We start from the raw sequence: 14,913 nt of genomic DNA on the forward strand, positions 1-14,913 counted from the left end.
AAGAATGTTTAACCGCAAATGAATCAAAAAAGACGACTTTCAGTAATATTCTTAAACCCAGCAACCATTCATTAACACGATTTATAGTATATATTTAATGAAATGATATAGACTCCTGAATATTTTTTACAAAATAAATTATAACTCATTAATATAATTAATTTTTTAAACTTAAGTTAATTATATTATTTATATCACACTAAAATTCTATTCACTATTTTATCGATAGTTTAAAAAATAATTTTTATCGTTGTACAGTCAGTCATTTTGTCAAAAAGTTTGAGGTTGTGGCTATGTTTCAATCAAAAGAATTTTTTAGATATGACTATTAATAAAAATTCTTTGCAAAATACTCAATAAAAAAATCTGAAAAATCTAAATTATATAAATCCTTTTTTGATAATTCTTAAGCAATATATTTTAATTATATTTTGTTAATTAACCAATGATATCAGTAAGTTACCTATCTAATTCAAGTTTAAGAAAATTTCAAAAAAAGGTTGCAAAATGCGCAAAATAGGGTATTTTTATACTCTTTTTTAGGTTGTTTTTTAACGTGAATTCATTAAAGCGTTTTACTTATGATAATAAATTATAAAATAATAAAATCATTAGTAAAAAATAACACTAAATAATTATTAATAACAATAAACACAGTTCAATAAAGCAAAGTTGTATTTGCTATATATATGAAATATATCGAGGATAACATGGATAAAGGACTAACTAATCTGATTAGTCAGTTGGGCAATGATTTAAGTCGTGGTTTAAAGAATGGTTTGGTTAATGGCGCGGGTCACAATCGCTATACATTAAATATGGACGGTTTGCCTGCTGAGATTTCAATTTTACAGGTTGAGGGTAATGAGCAACTTAACCAGCCTTGGCACTATACGATTACTTTTACCAGCTCGAATAAACATCTTCTTGTTGAGTCATTTCTTAATCAAAATGCCCGTTTGAGTTTTAACCCGGCTAATTCTAACCATTTAAGTAATATTGCAACGAAAGGACTTGATGCGCTCAATTCTTTAACCTCCGCCAATCCTTTACAAGCATTAAAACAGTCCGAGCCATTAAAACAGTTAGATAAGTTTACACAATCTAATCCACTTGATTCACTTAACTCTTTAACCCAGTTTAATCCGCTTAATCCGTTAAACTCATTATTATCTCAAGGTGGCTCACGCACTCTTTATGGTGTGATAACCCAGTTCAGTCAGTTATCGGTGAGTAATGACGAAGCTCGTTATCAGGTGGTTTTGTCATCGCAATTAGCCAAACTGGCATTAAGTCATAACTGTGCTATTTTTCAAAATCAGAGCGTTATCAGTGTGGTTGAAGAGGTATTGCGCGGTCATGGTTATACAGGGATTGATTATCGTTTAGCACTTAAAGAGCAATACCCTGAACGTGAATTTATCACCCAGTGGCAAGAAAGTGACCTTGAGTTTATTCAAAGACTGCTTGCTGATGTAGGTGTCTATTTCCGATTTGAAACCCATGGCGAACACAATTGTGATGTGATGGTCATCAGTGATTATGAACAAGGTTATCATCAGGTGGCTGATATTGTCTACAAACAACCGAGTGGCACACTGGATAACGGCGTTGAAAGTGTCTGGGATATGACCTTGCACAGTCAAATGGTGGAAGCTTCAGTAACAGTACAAGATTATAACTACCGAGATGCGCAGGCGAATTTACTGGGTGAAGTTAATAGCCAACAGAAAGATAACACTACTTATGGCACTGATTACCGTTATGATGAGCACTATAAAGGGTTAAATAGTAATGGTAGTAATGTCAATAACAATGATATAAATAATTACAACAGTAATAATGATGACGATATTGATAGTGACACAAATAATCATGATAGCAATCGTGACGATATCGATACCGACGACAGTAACGGCAATAATAACGATAATAGTCGCGATAACAACAATGATATTAGTACTAACTCTGGTAATGCGGGTAATGGTGTTGAAAGTGGTGAATGGTATGCCCGTATTCGTCATGAGCGAGCGATTAGCCGTCAAATCCTTATCCGAGGTAAAAGCAATCAGGCCAATTTAGCCCCGGGTCAACATATCCGCATAAAAGGTAGCATAATTGCTGGAATAGATGAAGGCATAATGATATTAACGGTGCAAGGTCAGGGAAACCGCAGTGATGCTTATGAACTGAGTTTTACCGCGATACCTTACCAGCCATTAAAACCTTACCGCCCGGAGCCGATTCCTTTCCCAACCATTGATGGCACGTTACCGGCACGGGTAACCAGTCCGGATAATGACACCTATGGTTATATTGATACACAAGGGCGCTATCGGGTTAAATTTAACTTTGATTTAAAAGAGTGGCGAAACGGTGAAGAGAGCTTATGGCTAAGGCTGGCTAAACCGTATGCCGGCAGTACCTATGGTTTTCACTTTCCACTGATTGACGGCACAGAAGTTGCAGTTGCCTTTACTAATGGTAATCCAGACCGACCTTATATTGCGCATGCGATGCATGACAGTCAACACCCTGACCATGTGACCACCATAAACAAACACCGTAATGTAATTCGCACACCGGCGAATAATAAGTTACGGATGGATGATAAACGCGGACAAGAGCACATCAAGTTAGCGACCGAATATGGTAAAACCCAGCTTAACATTGGGCATTTAGTTGACCAAAATAAAACCCAGCGAGGTGAAGGGTTTGAACTGCGCACTGATGAGTGGGGCGCAATTGCTGCCAATAAAGGCTTATACCTAACCAGTCAGACCGAGCCTAAAGCACAGGGCAAACAGCTTGATATGCAAGCTGCCATTACCCAGCTTGAAAATGCGTTATCAATTGCCAAAGCACTGCAAAATGCGGCAACTGCCTCTGAAGCTCATGGTGCAGATACCGACAGTCAAGAACAACTTAAAACAACATTAACTGAGTTAGCTCAAAGTGGTATTCTTGCTTATGCACAAGAAGGCATTGCTTTAACCAGTCCTGAAAACATCCAACTGTCAACGTCAAATAGCGTTTCAGTAACCAGTGAAAACCAAACTGACATCAATGCGTTAAAAAACATTACCGTCTCATCAGGTGAATCCATCGGTCTATTTGCCCATAAATCAGGAATGAAAGTCTTTGCCAACCAAGGTGATGTTGAGGTGCAGGCGCAAAATGCCAACCTGAATATGGCCGCCAAGCAAGATATTAAAATAGACAGTGTAGATGGCAGTATTGATTGGTCAGCGGCAAAAGAGATCATCTTAATGTGTGGTGGTTCATACATCAAAATCAGTAGTGAAGGGATAGAGTTGGGCACGGCTGATAATGTTTATATAAAAAGTAATGCTATGCAGAAAATGGGACCGGCAAGTGAACAAATAAATCCTAAGTTACCTACTGGGTGTGAAATATCTATTCAAGAAGCAAGTAATTTACAAAAAGGTAACGTAACATTGGGATAAATAATGAATAGTAATAATCAAGTAATAACAACAGATGACTCTGAAAGAATTAAGGAAATTTTTCAGAAGATTATAGATTTATCATCACAAACTGATGGATATTTTTATCTTATCTATCAATCTAATAATAAAAAAACAGACTTTGAAGATAAAATCGCAAAAAAAGGGTTAGTATTATTTCAATATATAAATTACAACATTAAACCTACACCTGGATTAATTAAACTTAATTTAGCTAAAGAACAAGATCGAATTATATTACGACAAAGCATTGAGCAATTTTATTTAGAAGTAGCTCCTCAAAATACGTTATTTGCCAAACCTCGCTGTGTATATGGTTGGATTTTTTCACCATTGAAGATTGAGATGTTAGTCAGAGATATGGGTAGTGTGGCTATTCAGCAGAATAATGAAAGTACTGAGCTGTTACGTTATTACGATCCAGCAGTACTACCTGTATTATTGAATATTTTTTCTGATAATCAAAAAAACATGCTAGTTAAATTCCTCTATTTTTGGTTATATATAAATAGTGATAGACAATTAATTATCGAAAAAAATCCTAGAAATATTAGTCGACATACAATTTTTAATTGTATTATTAGTGAACAGCAATGGAAGCAAATTGGTTGGATTGAAAGTCGTAATCAAACACTTGCTCGTTACCATTTTTTTCATCCTCAATATACGATATTAGAAAATGAAGCAGATCCAATTATATTGGAAGCTTTTGAAAATGCTGAAAGAAGAGGATATAAAAATAAAAATGATCTATCAGAATACGCTTATTACAGTTTAATCATCCATCCTCAATTTATAGACCATGATAGTATTTCTCAAGTTATTAAACAAAATGATAATCGATCATTGGTTGCACAACTAAAAAATGTTACCTCGTCACAATGGAATAAAGTTAAAGATGATTTAAATATGAATAAAAAGGGAAGAAAAAATGAGTCTGTGTGAAAAATGTCGTTCCTGTGGGTTACCTATTTATCCTGTTCGTTATGCTGTATCTCCTGAACAGATGGGTGCTAATTTACCACAATGGGCAGAAAAAGAAGAACTTCTATCCTTAAATAAAGATAGTAAATATGTACTAAGAACAACTAGAAAAGGTTATCTATATCTTTTTTGTCAATATGAAGATAATGGATTAGATTTAGACGTTTCAGTATATAAAGTAGATGAAAAAGGTGGATTTTGGCAGCAAGATATTAGCAAAGAGCTAGATTTATTAAGATTTGGAGATAATGTAAAAAATGCAAACAATGAGCAACAGACCATTCCATTAAATGAAATTGAAACCAGTTGCAGTAACGGCGCACATCAATCAAGCAATATTGCATTTATTGTGCTTGCCAAACCTGATAAATGCGATAAAGCATGGTTAGCTTATAGCGAACATAAATGGAGTCTAAATACTTTAAGAAAGTATCTTTATGAAGAAGATAAACGTGATATTCGTATGCAAGTTATAAAACCTAAAGAGTGGATACAAAAACAAGAAAGTGCAAATGGTATCACATGCGCAACTAAAGAAGCGATAGCCAGTACAATGGAAGGTCAATATAATGATTATTTATTAGAACAAAATATAACTGGCATATTTCATGGTAAATATCCTGTAACATTTCCTTATCTATATAGTCAACCTGTTAAAGATTCGCCGATTTCAACAAGTCCAATTGGTACAGTCGATGAGAATAGAGTATTTGAATATAATAAATCTTTGTTCAAAATAAGAACAACATTAACTCCTTGGCTGAATTTATCAAACTATCCTAAAGAATCATATCAATTTAAAGAAAATTACTCGTCTTATATATATCGTAAAATGGAATCAAGCCAACGTAATAGTACCAAATGTCCAGCAATGATGGTAGCCTTGATGGATAGTATTGGAATTGCTGCTGAATTAAGTAGTTGGGGTAATAGCGCTCTTGCAGCATTTAAAAAAGTTATTACAGAAAGACAATGGGAAAACTCCACATGTAGTAGTATTGAATTATTTGAACAATTTATTAAAAATAATGATTTGGTTAATAATCAGCAAAATTTTAAAAAACATATTCAACAAAAAAATAGAGATTATCTTTCGGATGTTGAATATTATAGACAGCCAATAAATTCTCCAAGCGTACTTGGTTTACCGTCTTCTACAAGACGAATACCTGGATGGTCTAGTGCAGATAAAATAAAAGGGGAAAGAGTAGTTAGAATTGTCAATCAGGCAAAAAATTTTACTGCCTATGATCCCAACAGTCCTTATCAAAACCCCTATTTATCTGATTTAGAGAAACATGTAAATTTCTGTAAATGGGATGCAAAAGCATTGGTAAATTTTACAGAGGAAAACTACTTATTAAAAGAGTTGGGCGAGGATAGGTATGCAAGTATTATTGAAGATATATTTAAATTAAATAATACATCACATAGAAATGAAATTGAAAAATTAAGTAATCAATGCAGCTTAATTCGAAATGAGTTTGAAGTAAAGGCTAAAGGTTATGAAGCAAGTTGGCATGCAAAAAACAAAACTGAGGAATCGGGTGAAAAACGTTGGCGTAAGTATAAAAAAAGGTTATTACAATATAACTCTGGCTCAGTAGCTTATGACAATTACAAAAAAAAATATAATCAATTTTTACAAGAAAGTGGAAATTATGTTCAAAGACTGATTGAAGATTTAATTAAATGGATCGATTGCTTTAAACAAAAGGAAAAACACCCAATATCATTAGCTGCCGATGATTTTGCACAAGATAGTGATGATTATCTTGCATTTGCAAACGATATTTTAATGACTTTAGGATCACATATTAATAATGATAGAGTTGTTGATCTATTTACACAATTCGTTACTGATGAAACCTTAGATGCACATAATATAGTCTGGTCAGCAGTATTTGCCAAACGAAAATTAACTAAAGAGCAACAACAAAAATACATTAATCTGATGCATAGCTTAGATAAAACAACACCAATGCATCGAGAAGATTATGGGCAATTATTAGATAAATTGGCAACAGTTTTGAGCTTTTCTCAAGAAGAATCTGAAGAAGGCAAAATATTTGAAGCTTGGGCTAATGCGATGACTAACTTCGATGTTAGCATTTTAGACGAAGAAAATGAATCTTATTCACTTGATTTAAGTAAAGAATTAGCAAGCTTATTTGATAGTCAACGTGATTTTTTATTAGATGACAATTCAACCGATGCCCAAATTACGGCTGCTTATATAAAACCTATTAAAGAAAATATATTTTCTACATCTGTGGTTTTACTAAAATATTTGCAACTCAAAGGCGGTAAAATTTCGTCTGCTTTTGCTGAAGCTTTTTTTATTGCTAGTAATCCATCTCCTCAGATATCTAAATCGGCTTTAAAAAGAAAAATGGAAGCATATTATGATTGGTCAAATCGCATTAAAAAATCAGTAGCTAATGATTTTAATAATGCAGGCACAAAGTTAAGTATTGCTTATCAAAATATCAATCAAAAAATAACCAGTATATTAAGTACCACAACAGCCGGCAAGGGATTAATTGGTTTTATGGCGTTCTATCAACTAAAAACTTTATATGAAATAATTTCAGATGATCGTTATAAAACTCAAGCACAACAATCTGAAGCGAATTATAAACTCGTAATGGCGGCAACCGGAATAATCTCGTTAGGTTTTAAATTTGCTATTGTTCATGGTGAAAATAATCGGCTAAATGAAAAAACACTTAAGAATTTTGGCTTTTTTGGTAACATTTTTGGCTTGATTTCAAGTATCACCCAACTTGCGATAAGTTGGAATGAGGATACGTCAAATAAAACAAAAATAGAAAAAGATTTTTATATAATAGGGTTTACTACATCTATTATTAGTGTCGTTGATATATTCTTGCAATTAGGTAAGAAAAGTTTACTTCAAATTACTGATACCAGCCTTAAATTAATAACTTTAGCTGTTGTTGAAAACCTTATTTTAAATAGACTAGTATTCATTGTTGGTAGAAGTGTAATGCTATTATTTATATTAGCACTAAATCCATGGGTAAGTTTAGGACTATTTATCTGCCAAGCAATATATGAATTTAATAAACCTGATGAAATAGAAGAATGGTTAGAACGCAGCCGTTTTGGCGAATTTCAAGGCGGTTTACATGAAAAAAGATACTATCGCTATAAATCTCAGCAAGAAGAAGTTGAAGCATTAAAGGCGATTTTTATGAAATACGAAAAAGAGTGGGAAGAAGCTCAACAAGAGCGACAACAAAGAGAGATGGAAAAAAATAAACCAGTATTTACTTCTGGTGAGTGGGGAACCATTTTCACTCATACTTTTTGAATTAATCAAATTAGATAAGAGGTCTATTATGCCCTACGCAAAATACGATGGAAAAGATGTTGTTTATAATAATAAAGAAGAGTTATTAAAAAAAACGGGGGTCAGTATTACTGATCCCATTTTACCAGCTAAAAATTTAGTAAAAATAACGGGTACACTTTCGGAGTTTAAAGGAATATTTTGTTATGCACCTGTGGGTGATGATGCTTATATGAGTAAAGAAGAGCGGAAAAAACGGAGTGCTAAAATACGAAGTGGAGCGGCGCTTGCAACATTAACTGGAAATAACAGTGCTGGTTTAGCAGCATTAGGGCATGATGATAGTATACATGTAAGTAATTATTTTCCAGCACAATATTTTACAGCTAAACTAAATAATACAATTAAATTAAAAGGTTGGCTGGGTTATTATAAATTCAATGAAGGTGATTTGGTTGAAGTTGTAGCCGAAAAGCATTCTGACCATTATGAAGTGTATGCTATGCTTAAACCGAGTGAGCAAATTATTTCTATTATTCCTCCTTGTTATGCCGGACGTAAACACGCTTTAAAACGCGATTTTATCCCAATATTGTTAATTTATTTATTATTTGTAGCAGGCTTAGTGTATCTATTTAGTGATTTTACTTTGGATAATCTAATTCCAGCTTATACTGGAAGTGCTGTACTTGTTATACCTACAATTTTAATTTTATATCATAAAATGATAACTACCAATATTAAATTGGTAGAACAAATTTTTTCGGTATTGGGTTGGCAAGATGTTACTAACATTGATTTAATTGATATAAGTAAGAAGCAGGTGAAAAAATTAATTGCGCAAGGTAAATATTCATTAGAGTGGAATAATAATGTTGATCGTTTTATAAGACCTCATAAAGGAGGATATGGTTTTGGGTTTTTCTATTATGATCCAGAAATGTTTTGTAAAAAAAATAATGATGATTTATTAGCTGAACCAGATAATATTACCAAGATTGATACCGAACTGGATGATAATCTTGAAGATGAGCGCAAAGAATAGCTATCCTTTTTTCCGTACAAAAAGACATTTTAGAAAGCTGATTAGAGTGGTGCGTTTTGGATGAAAAAACCGGAAAATAGGTTGATTACGGAAACTGATCCTAAATGAATACTGATTATTGAATATGAAAGCGAGAAAAGAAGTAATAATAAAAATTAAGAAGGTCAATTATGCCCTACGCAAAATACGATGGAACAGATATTATTTATAATGATAAAGAAGAGTTATTAAAAAAAACAGGTATCAATATTACAGATCCCATTTTACCAGCTAAAAATTTAATAAAATTAACTGGTACACTTTCAGAATTTAAAGGGATTTTTTGTAATGCGCCATTATTTGATGGCGCTTATATGAGTAAAGAAGAGAGAAAAAAGCAGAAAGCTAAAGTAAGAAGTGGAGCGGCGCTTGCCACTTTATCTGGTAATAGTACAGCAGGGTTAGCGGCATTAGGACATGGTGATAGTATTCATCGTAGTAATTATTTTCAGGCGCAATATATAACTGCCAAATTAAATAATGACGTTATATTAAAAGGTTGGTTGGGATTTTATAAATTTAACGATGGCGATCATGTTGAAGTAATAGCCGAAAAACATGCTGATCACTATGAAGTGTATGCTATGCTTAAACCCAGTGAACAAATTATCTCTATTATTCCTCCTTGTTATGCCGGACGTAAACACGCTTTAAAACGCTACCATATACCACTATTACTAACATACATACTATTTACTATGGGGTTGGTCTATTTTTTTGGTGATTTTACTTTAGATAATTTAATTTCTGCTTATTTTGGTGTAGGGGTACTATATTTACCTGCAATTTTAATTTTATACAAAAACTCAATAAACACTCACGTAAAATTAGCCGAGCAAATTTTTAGCACATTGAATTGGCAAAATATTCGGAATATTGATTTAATTTCAATCAGTAAAATGCAAGTAAAAAAATTGATTGATGAGGATAAATATTCGCTTGACTGTAAAGATAACACCAATTTATATATTAGACCGCAGAAATCGGGAGCGGGTTGGTATTTCTTCTATTATGATCCAGAAATGTTTTGTAAAAAAAATAATGATGATTTATTAGCTGAACCAGATAATCTTACCAAGATTGATACTGAACTGGATGATAATCTTGAAGATGAGCGCAAAGAATAGCTATCCTTTTTTCCGTACAAAAAGACATTTTAGAAAGCCGATTAGAGTGGTGCGTTTTGGATGAAAAAACCGGAAAATATGTTGATTACGGAAACTGCTCCTAAATGAATACTGATTATTGAATAAGAAAGAAAATATGGATATACAAAAAGTTTTTACGGATAAATTATTTGATTTTATTTATTAATGATAGCATATTCTTATATCATTTTAATTCTTATGAAATGATATAGACTTCTGAATATTTTTTACAAAAATACTTAAAATTTTAGTTAATCTGTAGTTATGATAAATGTTATTAAAACCTTAGCAAAAGTATAAACAAAATTCTTTAGTGTTTTAATTCAACGAACTTACATTTTGATAAAGTGATGATATGGTATAAGAGTTATGAAAATTGCCTCTTGACTATTTTATTGGGAACTAGTGTTGTAATCATTTTACGCACCAAAAATGCAAATTTTGCTGATAACTATTTGAATAAGTATGTGGCTATGGTAATAGGTGAATTTTGGTGAGTTCACATATTTAATAATGCTTAAAATAGTTAGATTACTTTATGCTTTTCTAATGTAAAATGAAAATGAAAAGTTCAATTCTCAATTGAAAATCATATTGATTAATAATTAATTTTGTTACTAGCATTTCAATCGTTCTTTATGTAAATACTATTGCACATATTTTAAAGTAAGATATTACTATTTTGATTAATTATAAACATGGACTAATCAATGTGAATGCTCAATTAAAGTGAATTTATTCATAATCGATGATGTTATTTTAGAATGAACCATAGTGTAGTTATCTAAAAGGACGTAAGAAAAGAGATGAATAATTTACTTTTAGTGAAAGCTGGTTAGAGATTGATCTGTCAAATAAAATAAATTTTTTTAATGATTTACCTTTTTTATCCACAAATTTATTCAGGGATTTTGTGGATAATGATTGCTGAGTTTTTATAAGAAAGAAGGAAAAAGCACAAGTACTAAGCAACTTATAACTTGATTTCATTTAATTCTTAAATTTTTTATTAAGGCCTATTATGAGTTATTTTAATTATCATGCGAAAGCAAAAAGATTAATTAAGGATGGTCATTTGGTTGGGTATGAGTTTGTAGATAATTGGAATGGCATAAAGCCAGCATTAGTCCTTTATTTTGATGAAGCAAATCCTATGCCGATTCGAGAATATCGCTGGCAAGAATATTTGCCATTACTAAATAGCGCTAAAGAAGAGTGAAAATTTTTAGATTATTAAATGTTAATTAAACAAACAATACCGCTAAAAAAAATTCTATTTATCTCGTTTTTACCAATACAACTAAATTGGTTTCTAAATGATTTTTTGAGTGATTAGATTATATAAATTGGTAATTATAAAAATTTTTAATCACGCATTACTTCAAACTTATAATAAATTAATCACATTATGCAACATTAATGTTCAATTGATGCAATAAAGCTTTGTATGACTTACATTGTTGATACAATAAATTTGCCAATCGCTAGGCTTAAGCGTAAAATGCCAGCCTATTTTTGCTTAACCTATTACAATACTGTAATACTGACTTGAAATCAGAGGCATTTTTTAATGACACTTTTATATGCAAAACCAGAGTTACTTTCTCCTGCTGGTTCCCTTAAAAATATGCGCTATGCGTTTGCTTATGGTGCGGATGCAGTTTATGCTGGACAACCTCGATATAGCTTACGTGTTCGTAATAACGAATTTAATCATGAAAATCTAGCTATTGGTATTAACGAAGCCCATGCGCAAGGTAAAAAGTTTTATGTTGTTGTTAATATTGCTCCACATAATTCAAAATTAAAGACCTTTATTCGAGATTTAGAGCCTATTGTCAACATGAAACCAGACGCCTTTATCATGTCCGATCCTGGTTTAATTATGTTAGTCCGTGAACATTTTCCAAAAATGGAAATTCACTTATCCGTACAGTCGAATGCCGTTAACTGGGCTACTGTAAAATTTTGGCACAAAATCGGATTAACTCGAGTGGTCTTGTCGCGTGAATTGTCATTGGATGAAATTGCTGAAATTCGAGAAAAAGTACCAGAAATGGAGCTAGAAGTCTTTATTCACGGTGCGCTTTGCATGGCATATTCTGGACGTTGTTTACTTTCAGGTTATATCAATAAACGTGATTCAAACCAAGGTACGTGTACTAATGCTTGCCGTTGGGAATATAAAATTGCGGAAGGCAAAGAAGACGAAGTAGGGCAAATTGTACACAAGTGTGAACCGATTCCCGTTCAGCAAGTGGAGCCAACTTTAGGTATAGGTTCCACTACGGATAAAGTGTTCATGTTAGAAGAATCAGGACGTCCTGGCGAATATATGCAGGCTTTTGAAGATGAACACGGTACTTATATAATGAACTCTAAAGATTTAAGAGCGGTTGAATTAGTTGGTGATTTAACCAAAATTGGGGTACATTCATTAAAAATAGAAGGCCGTACTAAATCTTTTTATTATTGTGCTCGAACGGCTCAAGTTTATCGTCAAGCAATCGATGCAGCAAGTGAGGGGAAACCTTTTGATCCTCGTTTGTTAACTGAGCTTGAATCTTTAGCCCACCGTGGTTATACCGAAGGATTTTTACGTCGTCACAAACATGAAGATATGCAAAATTATGTGCATAGCCATTCAGTATCAGACAGACAGCAGTTTGTTGGTGAGTTTAGTGGAAAACGTTTAAATGGTTTGGCTGAAATTATTGTTAAAAACAAGTTTTCAGTAGGTGACAGTGTAGAGATGATGACACCTAAAGGTAATACGACTTTTATTATTGAACGTATGGAAAATAAGAAAGGACAACCTGTGCCAGCAGGACTCGGGGATGGGCATATTGTTTATATTCCAATTCCTGAAGAGATTGATTTGAATTATGCCTTATTGATGAGGAACTTCGATTAGTCTAGAAATTAATTAAAACTGTTCGGCTTCACCGAACAGTTACTTTAATTGTTATTATTGACGAATCAAATCATCACCATAACCGATCCATTTATACGTTGTTAATGCTTCAAGTCCCATCGGTCCACGTGCGTGTAGTTTTTGTGTGCTAACAGCGACTTCAGCACCTAAACCAAATTGTCCACCATCGGTAAAGCGAGTAGATGCATTGACATAAACAGCCGCTGCATCGACTAAATTGACAAACTTTTCAGCGTTTGTTAAATCACGTGTTAATATTGCTTCAGAATGACCGCTGCCGTATTCACGAATGTGTTCAACCGCTAGCTCAAGTGAGTCAACAATAACTATATTTAAATCTTTAGATAGCCACTCTTGACGTAATTCTTGATCTTCAACAGGGAACACATTTGCTACTCCTGTTTCTAAAATTTTAAACGCTTCTGTATCGGCATGTAATATAACCTGGTTATCAGCCATAATTTGACTAAGTTTGGGTAAAAATGTTTTAGCAATTTTAGTATGTACAAGCAATGTTTCCAGAGTATTACACGTACTTGGTCTTTGAGTTTTAGCATTTAAAATAATTGGATATGCTTTATCAAAATCGGCACTTTCATCGACAAAAATATGACAAACACCAATTCCGCCGGTAATAACAGGTATGGTTGAATGTTCACGGCAAAGTTTGTGTAAAGCTGCACCTCCACGAGGAATAATCATATCAACATATTTATCAAGTTTTAGTAGTTCATTGATGTATTTTCGATCAGGATTATCAATAAATTGTATTGCTGTTTTAGGCAAACCAGCTTGCTCAAGTGCTTGCTGGATAATGGTTACGGTTGCACGATTGGTATGGATGGTTTCTTTACCACCTCTTAATATAGCTGCATTACCCGTTTTAAGGCAAAGTGTGGCAATATCAATCGTCACATTAGGACGAGCTTCATATATTACACCTATTACACCTAATGGCACTCTGTGACGTTGTAACTTTAAAGCATTTTCTAAAGTAGCTCCATCAATAATTTGGCCAACAGGATCGGTTAATGAAATCACTTTTCGCACATCATTGGCAATTGATAACAATCGTTCAGGTGTTAATAATAAACGATCTAAAATCGCTTCATTTAATCCCTGTTCTTTGGCTGCTTGGATATCTTTTTCATTAGCGGTAAGAATTGTTGCGCTGTGTTTTTCTAATAAATCAGCAATAACAGCTAAAACTTTATTTTTAGTTGTAGTAGGGCATTGTGCTAATTGATAAGAAGCAAGTTTTGCTTCTTTTCCAATCTGGTTTATCATTTTAGACCTTTATTAATTTGATTCACAAATCGCTCTGAATAAATTGGACTTTCTTAATAAAGATTTATTAATTGAATCCAGTATAATATATTAGTGTAAAATTATTACTATAATATAACCCTAATTCTATTTTTTGTTAATGGTGATAACTCGATATAAAAAACACTATATAATCCAAAGTATTGTTATTGTCTCTAAATTGTATTTTTATAAGTCTATTCTTCATTACGTTAAAAATTATTAATCTATAATAAAGTTTTATCTTTCAAAACTGTTTTCAAAATATCTAGCAATTCTGTTTTAGAATTTCCATCTAACTTTTCTAAAGATATTGTTAAGGTTGATTCTTTTCCATCTAACTCATCAATGTAGTTTATAAAAACTTTTTTGGGTTCATATTTTATCGATTTTATTAAATCAAATGGTACATTTATATTGCTATCTATCATTATTGGTCTGAATGTAATAGAATTTTCATATATTGTGACATATACCATGAAATATCTGATAATTAATACGGATATTACAAATATAAAAACAACAAAATTAATCCATAAATCTGGATCAATCTCATAAAGAAATATTGCCGCAACAATTAAAATAATGAGTCGTAAAATCACAAAACGACGGGCATAAATTTTTTTTGGTTTTTCCAATTTCATTTTTATCTT

Annotated in this window: 9 protein-coding genes; 7 read left to right on the forward strand and 2 right to left on the reverse strand. The window is 32.5% G+C overall.

The genetic code is table 11. The annotated features are described in order from the left end of the window. Nucleotides 1-689 precede the first annotated feature (689 nt). From GAPWK_RS06820 to trhP, 7 genes are all read left to right on the forward strand, one after another. Complete coding sequence (locus GAPWK_RS06820; protein WP_080692453.1) at nucleotides 690-3,467, forward strand: type VI secretion system Vgr family protein; 2,778 nt, start codon at nucleotides 690-692, stop codon at nucleotides 3,465-3,467. A 3-nt stretch (nucleotides 3,468-3,470) separates the two neighbouring features. Next, the gene (locus tag GAPWK_RS06825) at nucleotides 3,471-4,433 is read left to right on the forward strand and encodes a DUF4123 domain-containing protein (RefSeq protein ID WP_025315509.1); all 963 of its coding nucleotides are present in this window, start codon (nucleotides 3,471-3,473) and stop codon (nucleotides 4,431-4,433) included. Then, nucleotides 4,420-7,809, forward strand: coding sequence for a T6SS effector BTH_I2691 family protein (locus tag GAPWK_RS06830; RefSeq protein ID WP_025315510.1), 3,390 nt, complete (start codon nucleotides 4,420-4,422; stop codon nucleotides 7,807-7,809). The genes GAPWK_RS06825 and GAPWK_RS06830 overlap by 14 nt, the downstream gene beginning before the upstream one ends. A gap of 28 nt (nucleotides 7,810-7,837) precedes the next feature. After that, nucleotides 7,838-8,833: a putative type VI secretion system effector gene (locus GAPWK_RS06835; RefSeq protein ID WP_025315511.1), complete on the forward strand. Its 996-nt coding sequence runs from the start codon at nucleotides 7,838-7,840 to the stop codon at nucleotides 8,831-8,833. A gap of 170 nt (nucleotides 8,834-9,003) precedes the next feature. Beyond that, nucleotides 9,004-9,999: a putative type VI secretion system effector gene (locus GAPWK_RS06840; protein ID WP_025315512.1), complete on the forward strand. Its 996-nt coding sequence runs from the start codon at nucleotides 9,004-9,006 to the stop codon at nucleotides 9,997-9,999. A gap of 1,042 nt (nucleotides 10,000-11,041) precedes the next feature. After that, on the forward strand, nucleotides 11,042-11,239 hold the full coding sequence (locus GAPWK_RS06845) for a hypothetical protein (protein ID WP_025315513.1): 198 nt from the start codon (nucleotides 11,042-11,044) through the stop codon (nucleotides 11,237-11,239). Between the two features lie 351 nt (nucleotides 11,240-11,590). Then, entirely contained in the window at nucleotides 11,591-12,934 is a 1,344-nt protein-coding gene (trhP, locus tag GAPWK_RS06850) for a prephenate-dependent tRNA uridine(34) hydroxylase TrhP (RefSeq protein WP_038517313.1), read from the forward strand. Nucleotides 12,935-12,988: 54 nt separating this feature from the next. Here the strand turns inward: trhP and proA are convergent, their stop codons facing one another. Further along, nucleotides 12,989-14,242, reverse strand: a complete 1,254-nt coding sequence (proA, locus tag GAPWK_RS06855; RefSeq protein WP_025315514.1) for a glutamate-5-semialdehyde dehydrogenase — start codon at nucleotides 14,240-14,242, stop codon at nucleotides 12,989-12,991. Between the two features lie 245 nt (nucleotides 14,243-14,487). After that, entirely contained in the window at nucleotides 14,488-14,904 is a 417-nt protein-coding gene (locus tag GAPWK_RS06860) for a hypothetical protein (RefSeq protein WP_025315515.1), read from the reverse strand. Between the last annotated feature and the right edge of the window lie 9 nt (nucleotides 14,905-14,913).

Source organism: Gilliamella apicola (assembly GCF_000599985.1).
Taxonomy (GTDB): Bacteria; Pseudomonadota; Gammaproteobacteria; order Enterobacterales; family Orbaceae; genus Gilliamella; species Gilliamella apicola.